The sequence below is a fragment of the Chryseolinea sp. T2 genome (assembly GCF_037203685.1).
In the GTDB taxonomy this organism is placed as follows: Bacteria; Bacteroidota; Bacteroidia; order Cytophagales; family Cyclobacteriaceae; genus Chryseolinea.
On sequence record NZ_JBBCAU010000002.1, the window covers coordinates 1,088,580 to 1,106,678 of the forward strand.

Here is an 18,099-nt window from a genome sequence, read left to right on the forward strand (position 1 = left end):
TACTAAATGCATGAAACCGATACCCGTAGAAGCAGGATTGATACTGGCCGGCATCTTGTTTATGCTTGGACTGATCAGTGTCTTAATAAGACGCAATATTATTTTCATGCTGATCTCGGTGGAGATTATGCTCAACGCAGCGGGACTCGCATTCATTACCGCTGGTGCGCGCTGGGTGCAGGCAGACGGTCAGGTGATGTTCATCTTTATTCTGACGATGGCTGCCGCCGAAGTTTCGGTAGGCCTCGCGTTGATATTGCAGATATACCACCAATTGAAGACGCTTGACAGTGATGCCGCGAATACAATGAGAGGATAGGCACCGGACCGGAAGGGTTCGCCGATGCGATTTGTAGATCATTAATGACTCACACTATGGAATTACTTTGGTTAATACCCATTTTGCCGTATCTCGGCGCCACTCTGCTTATCCTCGTTGGCTCCATGATTTCGCGCAAGCAGGTTCCGCTGATAGGGGCAGGAAGCATCGGTCTCGCCGCGTTGGCTACGGCTGTGGTCGGGATAGACTTTTTGTCTTCTGGTCAGCCTTATTTTCAGCAAACATTATGGCGATGGATGAATGTTGGCGGGCTGGATATCGGCATCACGCTTTCGCTCGATGTACTTTCGCTGGTCTTCATATTCGTGATCACCTTCGTCGGATTTCTTATTCATATTTATTCGTCAGAGTTTATGCATGACGACGAAGGTTATGCCAGGTTCTTCGTTTTTATGAACCTGTTTGTAGGCTCCATGCTGATGTTGGTGCTGGCGGGTAACCTGGTTGTTATGTACCTGGGCTGGGAAGGTGTTGGACTTTGCAGTTATCTGTTAATCGGATTCTGGTACCGCGAAGAAAAGAACGGTCATGCGGCACGCAAGGCATTTATCCTGACCCGCGTCGGCGATACCGCGCTTGCGATTGGTTTGTTCATGTTGTTTCAGCATCTGGGCACACTTGACTTCAGAGAAATATCAGCCAGAGCGCCTCAGGTATTCACTGTAGGCTCTGAGACCGTGGTGATCATCGCGTTTCTGTTGTTAGGAGGCGCTGTAGGAAAATCTGCACAGCTTCCGCTTCAGACATGGTTGCCGGATGCGATGGCCGGGCCATCGCCTGTGAGTGCGCTTATACATGCCGCAACCATGGTGACGGCCGGTGTGTACATCATTGCCAGAACGCATGTCATCTTTGAGCTTGCGCCGTCTGCGCAGCAGGCTGTTGCAACGGTAGGGGCACTCACATTGCTGCTTGCAGGTTGCAGTGCGATGATGCAATACGATCTTAAGCGTATACTTGCCTACTCAACGATTAGTCAGATCGGATACATGTTCCTTGCATTGGGTGTAGGAGCGTGGTCAGCCGCTATCTTCCACTTCATGATCCACGCTTTCTTCAAGGCTCTGCTGTTCCTTGGCGCGGGTACCGTGATTGCATTGCTGCACCATGAACACGACATTTTCAGGATGGGAGGACTTCGACGAAGTATGCCAACAGTTTACTGGACCTTTCTTATTGGCGCAGCATCACTGGCAGCCATACCGTTGGTTACGGCCGGATTCTATAGTAAAGACCAGATTCTCTGGCTTGCGCTTGCAGGGGAGAAAGGAAACGGATGGCTATTCACTGCTGCTTTAACGGGCGCATTTGTTACAGCGATTTATACGTTCAGAATGGTGTTCGTCGCCTTCTGGGGAGAAGAGAAGACGCATCCGGCGCATCATGCCGGAACAGCTATGCTTTTGCCATTGATTGTGTTGGCTGTATTATCAACCGTAGCCGGTTTTATTGAATTGCCCCATACGTTGGGCCACGTCCAGCTGTTTTCGGATTATCTCAATCCCGTGCTGCCCGAAGTGAGAATGAACGAAGCACTAATTCATGACGAGTGGATCGTTCAGCTCGGTGCTGCCCTGTTTACGTTTGGTGGAATTTATATAGCGTACCTCTTCTACATTCAACAGCCGCATCTGCTGCCTCCGGTGAAAACCTATTTCAGCGGACTGCGCACGTACTGGCTCGCGGGATGGGGATTCGACGCGGTATACAACGCATTGTTCGTACGTCCTTTCGTCGGAATAGCAACGATCAACAAGAATGATGTCGCCGATCGATTATCAGACGGAATGGTGGCAATCACGAATTACTTTCATCGGTTGTTCGCCTGGACCCAAAGTGGAATCATGCGATGGTACATGATGGGTATTGTGATAGGAACGATCATGGTGGTTACGATCTCAATGCTGATCAATACTTAATCTCTTCGCCTATGATACTCCTTTGGTTAATAACTATACTGATGGGCGGTGGCTTGCTCGCCTGGATTTCGCAGATGTCGGGCAAAGATCTTCCACGATGGGTAACACTTTTTACAATGCTGGCAGGTCTTATAATTTCGTGCGCATTGTGGTGGCAATATCGCGGCAGTGCATTTACGACAGGTACAGATGGATGGTTAATAACTTACTCGGTGTCGTGGATACCGGAGTTTGGAATAAGTTTCAGCCTTGCCCTTGATGGATTAAGTCTCCTGATGCTCATGCTAAGCTTCTTTCTTGGAGTCACGGCGGTGCTAATCTCATGGACAGAGATTCAGGACAAGGTTGGATTCTTTCATTTTAACTTATTGTGGGTATTGGCGGGTATCTGCGGAGTGTTCCTGACCATGGACACGTTCCTCCTTTACTTCTTCTGGGAAGTAATGATCATACCGATGTATTTTCTCATTGGGATCTGGGGACACGAGAACAAGCGTTACGCAGCCTTCAAGTTCTTCATCTATACTCAGGCGAGCGGCTTGTTAATGTTGTTGTCAATTCTTGCCCTGTACTTTGTTCACGGTGCGGCTACTGGTCAGTACACCTACGACTACAGGCTGCTATTGGATACACCGATGGATCCGGATACCTCACGGTGGATCATGCTTGGCTTTCTGGTCGCATTTGCAGTTAAGTTACCGGTCGTGCCTTTTCACACCTGGCTGCCCGATGCGCACTCACAGGCCCCAACTGCCGGGAGCGTGATACTGGCAGGTCTGCTGTTAAAGACAGGCGCGTACGGAGTCCTCCGGTTCGTTATTCCTTTGTTTCCGGAATCATCACATGAGATTGCTCCGTGGGCAATGGCACTCGGAGTGTTGGGTATACTTTATGGCGCCATCCTTGCCTTTGCCCAGACAGATCTCAAACGGCTCGTTGCTTACACAAGCGTTAGTCACATGGGATTTGTTATGCTAGGCGCATTCTCATTCAACGAGCTTGCACTTCAGGGCGTGGTGATGCAGATGATTACACACGGCATAAGCACCGGGGCATTGTTTCTCATCGCTGGTTTGTTGTCGGAGCGAATTCATACCCGCGACATTACCCGTATGGGTGGCTTCTGGCAAAGCATGCCGCGGCTCGGAGGCATATCGCTCGTGTTCGTAATGGCTTCACTCGGCCTTCCCGGTCTCGGAAACTTTGTCGCGGAGTTTCTCACACTGATCGGCTCCTGGCAGGCGAACAGAACACTGACAGTGCTGGGTGCAATTGGTGTTGTCGGCGCAACGATCTATTCGCTGAGGATCATGCAACGAGTGTTCTATGGGCCGAAGTCAGAGATTGCAGAAGACAAACTGCCTGACCTTTCCGGCCGCGAGAAACTGATTATGGTACCAATGGTGGTGCTGATCATTTTGCTCGGATTGATGCCACAATTCGTGCTGGATACATCCCGGGCTGCCATGACAAACATTCTTAAGAGCATTCCAGTAATAAACTCAGATGTACCGACCGCAACAATAAAGCAAGGAGGTGACCATGACTTACGCTGACTTTCTCCATGTAGTGCCGCTGTTTATTCTAACCAGTGCCTCGATCCTTATCCTGTTTTCAATCGCGGTAAAGCGCAATCATAAAGTGATCTATGTGATCACCACGGTGTCGCTGCTGGCCGACTTGTTTTATGTACTTAACGTCAGTGCGAAGACAACGAACTGGATCGAACCGCTTTTCATCTTCGACGGTTTTGGTACGTTCAACGTGGCACTGATTCTTGCCATTGCGCTGGCAGTGACCATGCTGTCTTATGCCTATTTTGAACAGCGCGAGGAACGAAAGGAAGAGTACTACATCCTTCTTATACTCGCCACGCTGGGTTCTGTAGTATTGGTGATCAGCAAACATTTTGTCTCTGTGTTCCTGGGGCTTGAGATATTGAGCGTTTCGCTTTATTCCATGATTGCTTATCTACGGAAACGGGAACGTTCAGACGAAGCAGGTATCAAGTATCTCATTCTTGCTGCATTCTCGTCAGCGTTTCTTTTGTTCGGTATGGCTCTCGTATACACAGTTGTTGGATCGATGGAATTCGGCGCTATTGCGAATTTCTTATCCAGCCACCCCGTTATGCCACTCATGTTGTTGCTGGGCATCGGAATGATGATCGTAGGGATAGGTTTTAAATTAGGCGTGGTGCCTTTTCATATGTGGACCGCCGACGTATATGAAGGAGCGCCTGCACCGGTCACTGCCTTTATTGCTACCGTATCGAAAGGAGGAATGGTGGCGTTGCTGGTCAGGTTTTTTACCCAGGTGAATGGTCATCATGATTCCATTATTACCATATTCACCGTGGTGGCAATTGCATCGATGTTTACAGGGAACTTCCTCGCACTGCAGCAGACGAACGTAAAGCGCATTCTTGCCTATTCATCCATATCGCATATCGGCTACCTGCTTGTGGCGTTTCTTGCAGGTGGATCGTTGGGTGTCGAGGCTGTGAGTTTTTATCTCGTTGCCTACTTCATTACGACAACGAGTGCTTTCGGAATTGTGGCCGGGCTTTCCGATAAAGACCGCGATGCAGAATTAATTGACGACTATCGCGGCCTGTTCTGGAAGCGCCCTTGGACGGCAGCCGTATTTACTACCATGCTCTTATCACTCGCCGGAATTCCACTCACTGCAGGGTTCGTGGGTAAGTTCTACATTCTTGCTGCGGGCGTGAATACACATCATTGGTTGCTCGTGGTGATGTTAGTTTTAAACAGTGCGATCGGACTCTACTATTACATTAAACTGATCGCGGTGATGTTCGAGAAGCAAGCTGAAACTGAGACCGATAAGGCGACAGAGCTGCATCCGTATTTCTATGCTGTAAGCGGCGTTACGATGACGGCACTTACACTTACCCTGTTGTGGATGGGCATTTTCCCCCACGGAATGATCACTTTGATCAGAACATTTATAGCAAGTTATTGAACCTTTTGCCGGTTTCCTCCAGGAAACCAGGGGCACTTTTGGTGAGCCATTTTGTCGGCTTTTGCGTTGTATGGGAAAGGAAGTTTTTACCATAACATTAAATTCCGTTTCCGATTATGACAATAAAGAGAAAGGCTGCCTGGGTTTATGCACCGCCTTCACATCCCGGTTTCCTCGGCAATGGCCATATAGCACGGCCTGTAATACAATCAGATTACGAGCATAGTGATCCCTTCATCATACTGATGGACGACATGCTGGACAAGAAGGACGATGAACCTGCGGGCGGTCCCCATCCCCATGCTGGATTCGAAACTGTAACCCTACTGTTAGAGGGTACGTTGGGTGATGGACCTGAGGCGATGACTGCCGGTGATTTTGAAATGATGACCGCGGGTAAGGGCGTCGTTCATACAGAGGTCATCACCAAGAAGGAGAAGTTTCGCTTGCTGCAACTTTGGCTTAACCTTCCGAAGAAGGACAGGCACGCATTGCCTCGTGTTCAGCGGATGAAGGGTTCACATGCGCCCACAAGAACCGTTGATGGTGCCGCGATCAGGCTGTACAGTGGTTCATTTGCAGGACTGAGTTCGCCAATTAAAAACTACACGCCAGTGATCATCGCGACTATCACGCTTGCTCCAGGCGCCACGTTGACAGAAGCAATTCCGGCAAACTTTAATTCATTCCTGTATGTGCTCGACGGTGACGTCAGAGTTGGAAATGAAAGCAATGTCAAAACGGATGAAGTTGCCTGGCTTGATCTGTACGATGATGAATCAGCCAGTCAATTGGAGGTAACAGCGGGTCCGCAGGGTGCACAATTTGTTCTTTACGGCGGTTTGCCTCAGAAGCACGAGATCGTAAGCCATGGGCCTTTTATTGCCGATTCGCTTGACGAGATCAAACAATTGTATGCCGATTTCAGGCATGGAAAAATGGAACACATACTCGAGGTAGCTGAGGACCACAAGTTCGCCTACTAGCTTTACTTAATATCGCCAGCGTGAGCTGACTGAATTTTGTTCCTGGTGCTGATTCGCTATTTTTAGCATTTAGCCATTACGATGAAGAACAAAATACTTGTCCTCATGCTGGCTGCAACATTGTCGTGCACCAAGTCAGGGCAAAAAGTTCAATCACCATATTCCGTTCGTGATTACAGGACCGTCAAATTGTTCCTGGATACTCTTAATGTAAAGATCCGGGACGAATATGATTCTACTGGTTCCTATTCAGTGCCCTACATTCTACTGGGTAATGGAAAGAAGCAGGTTCTGTTCTTTGGTGCGACGCATGTGCGTGATGTAAATCATACGCAATTCAGGCAGCTTAGAAGTCTGTTCAATACATTTCATCCGGATATTGCTTTTCATGAAGGTGGGCCGATCCCGGAAGACCGCCATTATGCATCGGTAGACTCTGCTATTCTGCTTAACGGCGAAACCGGCGTGCTGAAAGTATTGTGCGATAGCTCCGGGATACCTATGCTGAGTGGGGATTTGAATGAGCGGGAAGAGATGAGCGCTCTGAAGAAAACTATTCCCAAAGATCAGATATATCTATACATGGCCGTTGAGCGGTTCCTGAACGGATACAAGGACGGCTATTATCCCGGAATGTCGCTCGAAGAAGGTTGGAAGCACGAGCTTATTCCTTACATTCAGGATGCAGGGCTCGAGCTCACCAAAGAAGAGGAGTCGTTTGATACTCTCAAGTCGATTTATCGACGTTATCTAGGCAAAAGTTTCTCGCTCGACAGTCTTGTGAAGGTGTACGAGTTTTACCTCACAGACGATGGGATGCTGGGAGATGTTGGGCGCAAAACAAAGATTGTCCGCGACGAGGCATTGCTTTCCAGCATCGAGCAAGCGCTCGTCCTGCATGATCGGGTTTTTGTGGTGTTTGGCATGTCTCACCTGTATGCTGTTGAGCCGGCACTGAACGAGATCATTCAAAGGACAGGCAGGTAGCTGTTCATAAAGAACGCTTGGCTATCTTTACAATAAGAGGCAACGATATACAGGCACGACGTCTTGAATCGCTGCGGACTATTTCCCGGTTTATGAAAATAGATCTTCCCAAACCCGAATTGCTAAGTGTATTGTTCTGGATTGCCAGTTCGGGGGCATATGCTCAGGCTGTTGAGTTGCGCCGCGACATGGTTCATTTACGCAATGCAGAGGAACGCGAATGGAGCTCATTTCCGAATCGGGTTGTTTCTGAGCTCACAGTTAATTTCTCAAGCGAAGCAGGCGCTTCAGACCAGACGCTCGAACTGACACAGTACGATGTGAAGTTGTTATGGAGCGTTCTTGTGAATGATGCTGAGATTGGCAAGTTGGTTCAGGACGAGAAGAAGACTACAACATACTTTACGATTCCCGCCAGCGTGTTGAAGAATGAAGGCAATATCCTCACAATTCGTTCGAACGAGAAGATTGCTGATGACATTTTAGTCGGTGCGATCAAACTTCACAGGGGTGTGGTAGATAACCTCATGACCGCTTCTCTGCAATTTCAGGTAACAGGAGCAGATAGCCTTGCTATCCCGGCAAAAATCACACTGGTCAACGAGAATAGAAGCCTTCAGACGTTTCTGATCAGCGATCAAAGAAATGTTGCAGCGCGGGCTGGATGTCTATATACTGCCGGCGAGGTTTCTATCCGTGTGCCGGCTGGTAAATATGTCGCCTATGCCACCCGTGGATTTGAGTATGGAGTGGATTCAACATTATTGGTTGTTGCGCCTGGCGACCAATTGAAACACCATTTCGTTCTTGTCAGAGAGGTGGATACCAAGGGTTGGATCTCGGTGGATACGCATGTGCACACGTTCACCCATTCGGGGCATGGGGATGCGACTATGCGCGAACGCGTGCTCACTCTGGCAGGTGAGGGCATCGAACTTCCCGTGGTGACAGATCACAATATTTATGTTGACCTGAAACCGATACTGGATTCCGTAATGATGAAGAATCCGGATGTTCAAATGACGCCGGTAATCGGGGATGAAGTGACAACATCGGTAGGTCACTTTAATGTTCTCAATGTTTCTCCTCAGAGCCCGGTCATTGAACATCGGGGAAAAACCTGGCGCGATATTTCAAAGGCTGTTTCAACGGCTGGGCCAGACAAAGTCGTGATACTGAATCACGCGCGCGACGTACACAACGCATTCAGACCGTTCGATCCTTCGCGCCACGTGTCAATTACAGGATCTGACCGTGACGGATGGATTATGCCGGGTAATGCAATGGAAGTTATCAATTCCGGTTCCCAGCAAACAAACTATCTTCTGTTATTTGAGGATTGGTTCGGGATGTTAAACGCAGGCAAAAAGCTAACCCCAATTGGAAGCAGCGACTCACACGATGTTAACCGTTTTATAGTCGGCCAGGGGAGAACGTATGCGAAAGCCAGAGACGATCGCCCCGACAGCATCAACATCCTTGAGGCCATGCGCGCAATCAGGAACGGTGAGGTAATGGTAAGTTGTGGATTGCTGGCTTCCATAATCGTGAATGGAAGTTATGGTCCTGGCACTCTGGCAAAAGGAAAGGGGAAGGTTGATGTTCGGATTGATGTATCGGGACCGTCATGGTCGAAAGCTGAAGTAGTGACGCTATATATGAATGGTGTTAAAATCAGAGACGAGAAAGTTGTAATGAAACAAGGATCACCTATTCGGCAGGCCTTTTCCTGGGATATAGATTTGCCTTCGAATGATGTTTTCTTTGCGGCAATTGTACAGGGACAGGCAGGCGACGTGCCCTTCTGGCCTATAGCCAGGCCGTATCAGCCTTCGGGACCTGACTGGACGCCCAGGTTCTATGCGGGTACCGGCGCGGTTTGGGTTGACTCTAACGGCAATGGAGGTCAGGAGAGCGCTTTTGATTACGCGACCAGATTATTGTCTCAATACAGCAGTGATATGGATGGTTTGTTCAAAAGACTCGATTTTTTTGATGAGGCCGTCGCCTCTCAGGTGGCATCGATGTTGTGGAAGAAAGGTCAGGACCTGAGCTCAGACAAGATACAGTCGGCGTTATCGCGATCGGGTGATCATGTGAGACGGGGATTCAATACGGCGAAGGAGCAGATAGCCAGAATAAGGAAATAGTTTAGCAGTATGATGATTCATCTAATTGACGGTACGTATGAGCTCTTTCGTCATTTCTACGGATTACGGAGTTTTAATAAGGGAAAAGACAAGCCATTAGGTGCAGTTGCCGGTGTGCTACATGATGTATTGAAAATGATCGAAGATGGCGCGACTCATATCGGAGTAGCAACTGATCATGTAATTGAATCATTCCGAAACGATCTATGGCCTTACTATAAGACAGGAGCCGGTATCGATCGTGTGCTTTGGTCGCAGTTTCATCCACTGGAAGATGCATTGACGTCTATGGGCATCGTTGTGTGGCCCATGAAAGAACTAGAGGCTGATGATGGACTCGCATCTGCGGCGTACCTTGCGGCCGGTGATTCCCGCGTACTCAAGGTTTGTATCTGGACGCCGGACAAGGACCTCGCTCAATGTGTAGTCGACGACCGCGTTGTTCAGATCGACCGTCGGGCCAAAATAATCCGCGATGCAGGCGCAGTGCGCACGAAGTTTGGTGTCGACCCAAAATCAATTCCCGATTATCTCGCTCTCGTAGGAGACAGCGCAGATGGTTATCCTGGGATCGCCGGCATCGGAAAAACAGGTGCGGCGCGTTTAGTTAACGAGTATGGTTCCATTGAAGAGTTTCCTCAGAATGTATTGGGCAAGCAGCGCGACACCGCGTTATTGTTCAAACGACTTGCTACGCTGCGTACAGATGCACCGTTGTTTTCTGATGTCGATGAGCTCAGCTGGCGCGGCCCTTCTGACAACTTTAGTAGAACAGTTGATAAGATCGGCGACCCACGGCTCCTGACCCGGGCAGAAGCCGCCTGGAAGAAGTTGAATGACTTGTAGAGTGATCTGGACACCACCAGAGTTGATGGTGTTCAGCCGACACCTTACAAAAACCAGGCCTTATAAAGCTTATTAATGATTCCCTCAATTTCTGATTGGGGTAAGCTGCCAAACTCAAAAAGAATTTCAGGATGCTTCCGTCGCTTCTTATCCATGTAAAACTGTCCAGCTGGCGTAACGAGTATGCCCTGTTCTGCTGCACGTTTTACAATTTCTGACTCTGTTTGTGGTGTATACAGTCTGAGAAAGATGTTCAGCCCGGATGGATTATTGTTGTAGTGTAGTTTATCTGCTGGAAGCTTTCGAAGTGCCTGTATGCAAACCTCGTACTTGAGACGATAGATTTTATTCATCTTTCTCAGATGGCTTTCCCAATGGCCACCTTCCATGAACAGGCCCAGCGTCTTTCTTGTTACATAGGATACCGTATTTGTAAGATATCGAAATGGCATTGTAGATTCCAGCAGCGGTTGAGGGAGTACCATATAGGCAACGCGCAGCGACGGCATCAGCGCACTTGAGAACGTACCTATGTAAATGACATTACCTGATGCATCTAATGCCTGGAGTGAAGGCATCAGTTTGGTCTTGTATCTGTACTCACAATCAAAATCGTCTTCAATTATGAATGCTGAAGTCCGTTTTGCCCATTCAAGTATCTGAAGTCTGTGACTCACAGGCAATGCTACTCCTGTCGGGTATTGGTGAGACGGCGTCAGATAGAGTAAATCCGCCTTTAATTTCTTTAAGCGCTGAAGGTCTACGCCGTTGGTCGTGACTGAAAGAGGACTTATTTGATAGCCAAATTCTTCGAAGAGATTTCGGACACGGGTATATCCCGGATTCTCAAACAACAATTTTGAGCAGCGTTTACGCAGTACGAAGGCCAGCCAGAAGAGCAGCGTGCTGGTGCCTGATCCAATTACAAGTTGTTCGTGATTGGCATTAACGCCACGGAACTTGTAGAGGTACTTCACCAGTTCCTCTTTGAGCGTATCATTGCTCTCGTGTTCTTCGTATTGATAGCTGATATTGTCGAGTGCGATATTGGCAGACTTTCTCCATTGCCGTATGGGAAAGTTGACCTGGTCAACCAAATGAACTGAAGCGCTGAATGGCATCTTACGCGTTGCTGCCCGCGGTTTCTGAGCCGTAACTGGACGCGGTAATTGCCACTTTTTTATTTCAATCTTGTTGACGTATAACCCTTTCCGCGGTTCATTTCTCAAGTATCCCTCTGCCGTTAGCTGATCATAGGCCTGCAGGACAGTATTGTTAGATACGCCAATCTGTTTCGCCAGCCACCTGTAGGAGGGGAGCTTTGTTTCTGATAGCAGCTGCTGACCTAGTATCGCTGATTTGTAAAACTCGTAGATCTGCCTGTAGCGGGGACCATCGCCTTGCTCAATTGCCGGTATCATAATCTGCACCCATTAAATTGATCAAATATGCACCTGTTGATGGGTGCAAAGTTAACCTAATTTCACTTCCAGATAAATAACTCACACCTATGAAAACGCATATAATGGTTTTTGCTATTGCCTGTATTCTGGCAGCTAATGTGGCCACCGCGCAGATCGAAAAGAACTTTAAAATGGTCAACGCCAGTGTGGACATCAAAGGCGAACTTGTTATTAAAGCCTCCGCCAATTCTTCCAAACATGACTTCGACTTTCTTTCAGGCGAATGGACGATGGACAATCGTAGACTGAAATGCAGGTTGAACGGATGTACTGAATGGATTGAGTACAAGTCGTCGGATAAGAACTGGGGGTCAATGCTCAATGGCCAGGGAAACGTAGATCTTTATAAGACGTCGTACAATATGTCTGGAAATACTCCATATGAAGGTCTTACCATAAGACTGTTCGATCCCAACACTCATTTGTGGAGTCTCTATTGGGTGGATAGCAACATCGGAAAGCTGGATCCTCCCGTTGTTGGTTCTTTTGAGGGAGATGTTGGTACCTTCTATTGCAAGGATGTTTTTCAGGGAAAGAAGATCCTTGTAATGTTTAAGTGGGACAAGACCGATCCTGATAATCCAGTCTGGAGTCAGGCCTTTTCAGAAGACAATGGTAAGTCGTGGGAAATGAATATGACGAATGTCTCGCATCGTATTCCAGCGACGGGTTCACCAGAAGCACGTAACTAAACAACCGACGATTTACTGTTGCCGAACCGGATGAGGACAATCCTTGAACTTATGATGACTGCCAGTAAGGCCGCCAATTAGAGTGACAATAGGAAACACAACCCTTTTTACAAAGCCAGGAATCTCCACGAGGTCGAATTCGGACTTGTAACGCGTTTGCAAAAAGGCTCCATCAAAGAATTGTGGTCGGGGCGTTCTGTTTCCTTTGGTCGATTCAAAAATGGCAGTAAGAAAGTATTCCAGGTTGTATGCAGGACTCACCGAACCTCTGCAAATGAGTAAGTCGTCGCCTGCATTCCAAAATCGATGTGCAACGCCTCTTTTAAATGTCACAGTTTCACCCGGGCCATGGTAGGTGGTTTTTTCGCCCAATACCTGGCCCGCTATCTTTCCCTGAATTACTGTCAGACTTTCATCCTGCAGATGATGGACGTGCATAGGAGGGCCGGCACCGGGTTTAACTTTGTTTTCTATTTCAAGAATCCCACCATCGTTAGTGGAGATGAATCGAACGAAGGTGATTTCTTCGCCGTGACCATTGTCAATAGTATGGGGATACGAGTATCTCATTGCGCTGTTTTTTTTGAGTTAAGGGTCAGCAGTGCGAATGCAAAAACAGTGTTGGCGAGACAGAGGCCGCTACGTAGCCAATTCATTGTAGACCATTCGTTCCAGGCACTTGTAATTGCATGATGATCGATAGAAGCGATAAACATGATTTCGTTACGGGGATAAAAGTAACTAAACGTCATGACGTCGGCGAGTACGGCGAAAGCAAGTGCACCCAGAGCAATATAGCGATTGTTTTTCCAGCAAAGAATTACCGTTAGAAGGGCAAGTACCTGATTGACAGGTGAAGCAATCCTGAAGAATGATCCGGGATTTGCGACCGAGAAATAGGCACGTGCCGCCTCAATGGAGCCGGGAATATGGGCACCCCAGTTGGGGGCATCCACAGTAGAGTTGTAAAGATTGACAAACAGGAGGCCGGCGGCAGTCGCGGCGGACGCTCCCAACAGAATTAGTCGTAGCATGTTTTTATTAGATCTTTATTTATGATATTTGGGCAGTGCCCTAATTAACGGAGGTTCTTTGGAAAAGTTAGGGCATTGCCCAAATTATTATGAAAACTAACCAACCACTGGAAGAGAAGATCGTGCAGACTGCGCTAAAAATGTTTAACGAGAATGGAATTGAATATGTAGGCATGCGGGAGTTGGCGGCCGCACTTGGCATCCGCATAGGCAACCTCAACTATTATTTCCCAACGAAAGACGATCTTGTAAATCGCTTGTCGCTCCTCCTTGCGGAAGAGAACTCGAAAATCATCGTGCCTATTGATGACATGACTATGCCCCTTTTCCTGGACATGTTAAGCCGGGTATTTGAAAATCATCTGAAATATCGTTGTCTGATGTTGAGCTTTGTGCATATCATGCAACGAAACCCGCTGATTGCAAAACGCTACAATAAGACGCAATCCGAACGAAGCGACACCTGGAGTAAGAATGTTCAGGCGCTGGTAGCGAAAAAGTTATTGAATGCGGATAAGGAAGAAATTGCCTGCCTGGTATCAACGATCAGCCTTATCGCCAGATTCTGGATATCGGAAGCGGTAGTGTCGTTTCGCAAGGAGTCAGAGGATGAACAAGCTAGGCATTACTTAAGAATGGTTGCAAGGATCATTTTGCCATACAGCACGACAAAAGGTCGTCGGTACCTCGAAGACTATTTGGCTCAAATCTGAATTATTTTAGTTTCATTCCTGGTACGAGAGGTTGTTGTTCTACCAGTTCGAGTGATAGGACCATATCCTTTGTTCCATTCTTGTATTTAAGGAAATGAGGCGTTTGAATGTGCTTTTTATAAGCTTCCTCGTTTTCATAGATTTCAAGTATGGTGATTGCAGATGGATTCTTCTTTTCCGCGACAGCGTACATTGTTATTACGCCCTGTTCGATCTATAACGACGTTTCTATTTCTTCCTTGAGAAATGAGTTGTATCGTTCGAGCTGATTGGGATCTATACTAAGGTTCGCCAATCGAACGATTTGCTTGTCGGTTTGAGCCGCCGCATTTGTAATAAGCATTGTTGTGAATAATAATAGAGGAAATAGCATCTTCATATTCCAGGCTTTGCATGGCCAATTGTGCCAACTAATTTATGCAATGAAGCCAGGGTAGCTTGAAAATCCGAGCAAAATATTTGCTGCGTCTCTTGGTAGCTGCGCTTTCTTTAAGAGCGGAGGTCAATCACCATTAATCTGATCTTGTCAAATAATTCACCCACACCGAGTGCTGCCCAGAGGATGAATAATGCCAGGAGAATTTTTAAATAGCCTGGAATGCGTCGACCGGTCTTTTCGCGTATAAGCGCAGTGACAGGAGGGAAGAAGATGGACGAAAGCACAATGATGAATATACCAAAGCCAGGGTCATTCCCCCAAAACGTATTTACGATTCCAATAGCAAAGGCAAGTAATCCAAAGAGTATGCTCAGGCCATTGAAAATAATGCCGGCGGGACTGGTTGCAGTTTGTGATTCGTTCATATCCTGAAGTAGTTTGAGTTAATATCAGTATTGAGGTGTTCGTTGTTTACGCCAATAGTTTTCCCACGCTCTTCTTTGTTCTGACTCACACAACGCTTTTCACACTATGCGGTAGAATTGAAAGTGCGCCAGGTCATTTTCCAGACCTGGATAATCGTTCTTTATACGGTGATCCAAAGGTATGCAAAAGTACTTTGAATAGCAAAGTGAATGTATTGTTTATTGCATATTTCAATCTGGATAAATAGAGAGACCGAGGGTAGGTGATTTTAAAGACTTGAGGGGCAATCCCTTCCGGCCAGGGTTATTACTTTTTGCTCAACTCCTTTCGATATGAAGCCGGGCTTTTGCCAGTGTGTTTTCGGAAGGTTCTTGTAAAGTGACTTTGATCGGAGAATCCTGTGAGATATGAAATCTCAGCAAGTGAGTACTTGGAATCCTTCAGTAGATCCAGTGCCTTATCAATACGAAGTTTCCGGATGTAGTCACCGAAACTAAGGTTGTCGAAGTACTTTGAAAACTCCCGGGACAAATAGGTTGGATGAACATTCAGGCTTTGGGAGATTTCTTTCAGATTAAGGGTGAGGTTAGTATCAATCTGGTCTTGAATTATTTCCTTTAATTCCTTAGCCCAGTCAGGAACCTTCTTGCCCTTTGTAGCAATAAATCTTTTATATACGTCGAGCAGAAGATTTTCAAAGGGATTTTGTGTATGTTTTTCGTTTTGAAGCAGCCTGGCCCACGTGTAAAGCCCGTCGTAGATCACCATGCCTTGCGTCAGCAATTCGTGGTCGTTTTGTATGTTATGGGCGATGCCGGCTGAGATGGCCCAGAGACCTGATGCCTGTGCGGCAACGTCATGCCTATCTGTATCGGCTCCTCTGACAATCAGGGCTAGCGTATGAACGGCTTTGTCGCCGATGTTGTGCTTTTTGACAATGTAATCGAACGTGCACTCATCTCCATAGTGAGTATATTCCACTCCAGGGATATCATAAGGAATGGCGTTTAGAGCCTCTGCCTGTTTTGCGACCTGATCAAACGGAACATAGATAAATTCAGCATCGGGATCGACAAATCGTTTGATCAGCCACGGACAGGCTATCCGATCAATTTTTGGTCGCTCTCTCGTAATCCATTTCATGAGGCTTTTTTCAGCATGTCCATTAAACTTCTCAATGTATATCTATTATCTGTCAGGAAGGTGTATTAATGTAGCGCATTATCTGAATTGCGGGGGAAGCTGATTCTCACGGGCCAGGACCACAAATTCATCGGCCCGCTTTTGACGTGTTTCAGGTCGCTTCGCGAGCGTTATCCAGTGAAGAATCATCTTTTTCTTGCTCTTGCTCAAAGCTGTGAAATACGCCTTTGCTTTTGCATTCTTCCTGAGTACGGCATTCAATTCCGACGGGATTTCAAGGTTCTCTATTCCGTCAAGGGCGGCCCAGGAACCATCTTGTTTTGCTTGCTCAATGCATCTTAAGCCTGCATGGCTCATGCGACCTTCTTCAATCAGGCGCTGGACCTTATCCTTGTTGATCTTCGACCACCCGCTATTTCGCTTGCGTCGGCAGAAGTATTGGATAAATTTGTCATTGCCGACTGACTTTCTGGTGCTGTCAATCCATCCAAAACAAAGTGCTTCATCTACAGCATCGCTCCATACAACGGTTGGCATATTTGCATTCTTCTTGTAGCATTCTATCCATACCGCAGTTTTGCTGTCGTGATTCTTTTGCAGCCATTGCCTCCATTGTTTATTGCTGGTAGGGTAAAATGTTGCAATGCTTTCTTCCTTATTGCCATCAGTTGTTTTCTCCCTTGACATAACATTACCTGTGCTTTTCACCCGTTTAGGTCCAGATTGTCCAGCCTCGGATCGAAGGCTATGTACGCACAATATAGCACGGAGTTCTGGGTCCGCACATCTTTACCCGGTTTTCTGCACTTTCAGCAGCATTCGCACAAGTAGAAAGGAAGTTTATTTTCGCGAGAATTGACAGCCCATGGGGAAGAGTGAAGGCGTAATGCTTAACTTCTCAAGCGATACGCCTTTACAGTCATCGTAGCGATTGATGCGGCCATAAGTACGGACAATACAAGAATTACTTTGAGTAGCGGTATCGTTATTTCGTGAACGAAGCGTTCACTCCAGGGCAATATCGCAAGCAATATCTCCGACAATATGAATCCTGCGGCAAGCAACCTAGTGCTTGTTCTTACCGCAGCTGGAATTATCTTCTTCTGAATCATCCATCCGAACAGAAAGAACGAGGTGAATCCTAACAACACCACGTGAAGGTATGCAATCACAATGGGGCGGAATTCGTTTGCAAGCTGCGCTGCAGCAGGAAAGGCCGAAACTATTGAAGTATAAATTTCATGGCCAGGGCGACAAAGCTCAATGAATAAAGCAATCGCGCGGCGCTACTGAGATGAGCATGGTTAATAAATGTTTTTATCGGTTGCAAAATCATGCAGAATGCAGCCAGTTGTACCGCACCCGTTAAAAAACCAATAACGTTGAAAACTACAGAAGGTCTGGACCACAGTATGCTAAGGAAGTATGCAGGAACGCAGGCGCCAACCAGGACATAGCACGCTCGACGAACCCGGTTTCCAGAGTGGGGCTGCGGACTGTCTTCCATTAGTTTGATGAACAGGCTCAGGATTCCGAAAAAGAAGAAGCCGTTATATTGAAAATGTAAATAGAAATAAATGGCGAAGCGATAAAGGTTAGAATGTTCAAGCCCATTCGATTTGAAATATCCTAGTCCAAATGGGCCGATTGAAGACAGCGCACAGAACAATAACGCAGTCTTTGCCAGTATCAGGGCAATTGATGAACTGCAGGCTGTAGCGCGGAAAAACAAGATGATGAAGGCAAATGAGCACAAAGTGTGAACAGAGGACAGTATAATGGAGTAAGTCCCATAACCCTGCAACGGGAATGATATCAGCATTCCTAGAACGCAAAATTGCAATACCCAGAACATAAATCGGAACCACCTTACTTCGGCGAATTCGGAAGTCAGAGCAAGGATAAGCACGTTGAAAACCCAGCCTAGAAACATGACGTGCGAATGGGCATGCAACAGGTAGCTATAAACAATCCCTTTGAGCGGAGCAATCTGTTGACTACGGAGTAAAAGGCCGAGCAACGACGCGATTAATAAA

At 47.1% G+C, this 18,099-nt stretch carries 20 protein-coding genes; 10 read left to right on the plus strand and 10 right to left on the minus strand.

Annotated features, from left to right (window positions below):
• The first annotated feature begins 10 nt into the window (after nt 1–10).
• The 8 genes from nuoK (at nt 11) to WBG78_RS09265 (ending at nt 10,213) form a co-directional block, all read left to right on the plus strand.
• The gene (nuoK, locus tag WBG78_RS09230; protein WP_337326116.1) at nt 11–319 is read left to right on the plus strand and encodes an NADH-quinone oxidoreductase subunit NuoK; all 309 of its coding nucleotides are present in this window, start codon (nt 11–13) and stop codon (nt 317–319) included.
• A 56-nt stretch (nt 320–375) separates the two neighbouring features.
• Nucleotides 376–2,259, plus strand: a complete 1,884-nt coding sequence (nuoL, locus tag WBG78_RS09235; RefSeq protein ID WP_337326117.1) for an NADH-quinone oxidoreductase subunit L — start codon at nt 376–378, stop codon at nt 2,257–2,259.
• 11 nt (nt 2,260–2,270) lie between these two features.
• On the plus strand, nt 2,271–3,815 hold the full coding sequence (gene nuoM, locus WBG78_RS09240) for an NADH-quinone oxidoreductase subunit M (RefSeq protein WP_337326118.1): 1,545 nt from the start codon (nt 2,271–2,273) through the stop codon (nt 3,813–3,815).
• Nucleotides 3,802–5,244, plus strand: coding sequence for an NADH-quinone oxidoreductase subunit N (locus tag WBG78_RS09245; RefSeq protein WP_337326119.1), 1,443 nt, complete (start codon nt 3,802–3,804; stop codon nt 5,242–5,244). Before nuoM ends, WBG78_RS09245 begins: the two co-directional genes overlap by 14 nt.
• Before the next feature lie 116 nt (nt 5,245–5,360).
• Nucleotides 5,361–6,230 carry a pirin family protein gene (locus tag WBG78_RS09250; protein ID WP_337326120.1) on the plus strand — a complete coding sequence of 290 codons (870 nt, stop codon included), beginning with the start codon at nt 5,361–5,363 and terminating at the stop codon, nt 6,228–6,230.
• Between the two features lie 81 nt (nt 6,231–6,311).
• On the plus strand, nt 6,312–7,217 hold the full coding sequence (locus WBG78_RS09255) for a hypothetical protein (protein ID WP_337326121.1): 906 nt from the start codon (nt 6,312–6,314) through the stop codon (nt 7,215–7,217).
• A 92-nt stretch (nt 7,218–7,309) separates the two neighbouring features.
• Nucleotides 7,310–9,367, plus strand: a complete 2,058-nt coding sequence (locus WBG78_RS09260) for a CehA/McbA family metallohydrolase (RefSeq protein WP_337326122.1) — start codon at nt 7,310–7,312, stop codon at nt 9,365–9,367.
• Between the two features lie 9 nt (nt 9,368–9,376).
• Nucleotides 9,377–10,213 (plus strand): 5'-3' exonuclease, encoded by an 837-nt coding sequence (locus WBG78_RS09265; protein WP_337326123.1) that lies wholly within the window; start codon nt 9,377–9,379, stop codon nt 10,211–10,213.
• Nucleotides 10,214–10,257: 44 nt separating this feature from the next.
• Here WBG78_RS09265 and pdxR read toward each other — a convergent pair whose 3' ends face one another.
• Complete coding sequence (gene pdxR, locus WBG78_RS09270; protein WP_337326124.1) at nt 10,258–11,634, minus strand: MocR-like pyridoxine biosynthesis transcription factor PdxR; 1,377 nt, start codon at nt 11,632–11,634, stop codon at nt 10,258–10,260.
• A gap of 89 nt (nt 11,635–11,723) precedes the next feature.
• Between pdxR and WBG78_RS09275 the strand changes: the two genes are divergently transcribed.
• Nucleotides 11,724–12,368, plus strand: coding sequence for a hypothetical protein (locus tag WBG78_RS09275; RefSeq protein ID WP_337326125.1), 645 nt, complete (start codon nt 11,724–11,726; stop codon nt 12,366–12,368).
• Nucleotides 12,369–12,380: 12 nt separating this feature from the next.
• Here the strand turns inward: WBG78_RS09275 and WBG78_RS09280 are convergent, their stop codons facing one another.
• Both WBG78_RS09280 and WBG78_RS09285 read right to left on the minus strand, forming a co-directional pair.
• Nucleotides 12,381–12,938, minus strand: coding sequence for a cupin domain-containing protein (locus WBG78_RS09280; protein ID WP_337326126.1), 558 nt, complete (start codon nt 12,936–12,938; stop codon nt 12,381–12,383).
• Complete coding sequence (locus WBG78_RS09285) at nt 12,935–13,402, minus strand: hypothetical protein (protein WP_337326127.1); 468 nt, start codon at nt 13,400–13,402, stop codon at nt 12,935–12,937. Before WBG78_RS09285 ends, WBG78_RS09280 begins: the two co-directional genes overlap by 4 nt.
• Before the next feature lie 89 nt (nt 13,403–13,491).
• Between WBG78_RS09285 and WBG78_RS09290 the strand changes: the two genes are divergently transcribed.
• Nucleotides 13,492–14,115, plus strand: a complete 624-nt coding sequence (locus tag WBG78_RS09290) for a TetR/AcrR family transcriptional regulator (protein WP_337326128.1) — start codon at nt 13,492–13,494, stop codon at nt 14,113–14,115.
• 1 nt (nt 14,116) lies between these two features.
• On the opposite strand, the gene WBG78_RS09295 is transcribed toward WBG78_RS09290, so the two are convergent.
• The 7 genes from WBG78_RS09295 to WBG78_RS09325 all read right to left on the minus strand — a co-directional run bounded on the left by WBG78_RS09295 (nt 14,117) and on the right by WBG78_RS09325 (nt 17,885).
• The gene (locus tag WBG78_RS09295) at nt 14,117–14,329 is read right to left on the minus strand and encodes a putative quinol monooxygenase (protein WP_337326256.1); all 213 of its coding nucleotides are present in this window, start codon (nt 14,327–14,329) and stop codon (nt 14,117–14,119) included.
• Nucleotides 14,330–14,494, minus strand: coding sequence for a hypothetical protein (locus WBG78_RS09300; protein WP_337326129.1), 165 nt, complete (start codon nt 14,492–14,494; stop codon nt 14,330–14,332).
• 110 nt (nt 14,495–14,604) lie between these two features.
• Nucleotides 14,605–14,919: a hypothetical protein gene (locus tag WBG78_RS09305; protein ID WP_337326130.1), complete on the minus strand. Its 315-nt coding sequence runs from the start codon at nt 14,917–14,919 to the stop codon at nt 14,605–14,607.
• A gap of 307 nt (nt 14,920–15,226) precedes the next feature.
• Nucleotides 15,227–16,063 (minus strand): chromate resistance protein ChrB domain-containing protein, encoded by an 837-nt coding sequence (locus tag WBG78_RS09310; protein WP_337326131.1) that lies wholly within the window; start codon nt 16,061–16,063, stop codon nt 15,227–15,229.
• Nucleotides 16,064–16,141: 78 nt separating this feature from the next.
• Complete coding sequence (locus WBG78_RS09315; RefSeq protein ID WP_337326132.1) at nt 16,142–16,750, minus strand: YdeI/OmpD-associated family protein; 609 nt, start codon at nt 16,748–16,750, stop codon at nt 16,142–16,144.
• Nucleotides 16,751–16,953: 203 nt separating this feature from the next.
• A complete protein-coding gene (locus WBG78_RS09320; RefSeq protein ID WP_337326133.1) occupies nt 16,954–17,235 on the minus strand; it encodes a hypothetical protein in 282 nt (93 codons plus the stop codon).
• Nucleotides 17,236–17,285: 50 nt separating this feature from the next.
• On the minus strand, nt 17,286–17,885 hold the full coding sequence (locus WBG78_RS09325) for a hypothetical protein (protein ID WP_337326134.1): 600 nt from the start codon (nt 17,883–17,885) through the stop codon (nt 17,286–17,288).
• Between the last annotated feature and the right edge of the window lie 214 nt (nt 17,886–18,099).

Excerpts from the sequence above, each read along its gene's own strand:
- nuoK (WP_337326116.1), top strand. The coding sequence starts at position 11 with ATGAAACCGATACCCGTAGAAGCAGGATTGATACTGGCCGGCATCTTG.
- nuoL (WP_337326117.1), top strand. The coding sequence starts at position 376 with ATGGAATTACTTTGGTTAATACCCATTTTGCCGTATCTCGGCGCCACT.
- nuoM (WP_337326118.1), top strand. The coding sequence starts at position 2,271 with ATGATACTCCTTTGGTTAATAACTATACTGATGGGCGGTGGCTTGCTC.
- WBG78_RS09245 (WP_337326119.1), top strand. The coding sequence starts at position 3,802 with ATGACTTACGCTGACTTTCTCCATGTAGTGCCGCTGTTTATTCTAACC.
- WBG78_RS09250 (WP_337326120.1), top strand. The coding sequence starts at position 5,361 with ATGACAATAAAGAGAAAGGCTGCCTGGGTTTATGCACCGCCTTCACAT.
- WBG78_RS09255 (WP_337326121.1), top strand. The coding sequence starts at position 6,312 with ATGAAGAACAAAATACTTGTCCTCATGCTGGCTGCAACATTGTCGTGC.
- WBG78_RS09260 (WP_337326122.1), top strand. The coding sequence starts at position 7,310 with ATGAAAATAGATCTTCCCAAACCCGAATTGCTAAGTGTATTGTTCTGG.
- WBG78_RS09265 (WP_337326123.1), top strand. The coding sequence starts at position 9,377 with ATGATGATTCATCTAATTGACGGTACGTATGAGCTCTTTCGTCATTTC.
- pdxR (WP_337326124.1), bottom strand. The coding sequence starts at position 11,634 with ATGATACCGGCAATTGAGCAAGGCGATGGTCCCCGCTACAGGCAGATC.
- WBG78_RS09275 (WP_337326125.1), top strand. The coding sequence starts at position 11,724 with ATGAAAACGCATATAATGGTTTTTGCTATTGCCTGTATTCTGGCAGCT.
- WBG78_RS09280 (WP_337326126.1), bottom strand. The coding sequence starts at position 12,938 with ATGAGATACTCGTATCCCCATACTATTGACAATGGTCACGGCGAAGAA.
- WBG78_RS09285 (WP_337326127.1), bottom strand. The coding sequence starts at position 13,402 with ATGCTACGACTAATTCTGTTGGGAGCGTCCGCCGCGACTGCCGCCGGC.
- WBG78_RS09290 (WP_337326128.1), top strand. The coding sequence starts at position 13,492 with ATGAAAACTAACCAACCACTGGAAGAGAAGATCGTGCAGACTGCGCTA.
- WBG78_RS09300 (WP_337326129.1), bottom strand. The coding sequence starts at position 14,494 with ATGAAGATGCTATTTCCTCTATTATTATTCACAACAATGCTTATTACA.
- WBG78_RS09305 (WP_337326130.1), bottom strand. The coding sequence starts at position 14,919 with ATGAACGAATCACAAACTGCAACCAGTCCCGCCGGCATTATTTTCAAT.
- WBG78_RS09310 (WP_337326131.1), bottom strand. The coding sequence starts at position 16,063 with ATGAAATGGATTACGAGAGAGCGACCAAAAATTGATCGGATAGCCTGT.
- WBG78_RS09315 (WP_337326132.1), bottom strand. The coding sequence starts at position 16,750 with ATGTCAAGGGAGAAAACAACTGATGGCAATAAGGAAGAAAGCATTGCA.
- WBG78_RS09325 (WP_337326134.1), bottom strand. The coding sequence starts at position 17,885 with ATGCTGATATCATTCCCGTTGCAGGGTTATGGGACTTACTCCATTATA.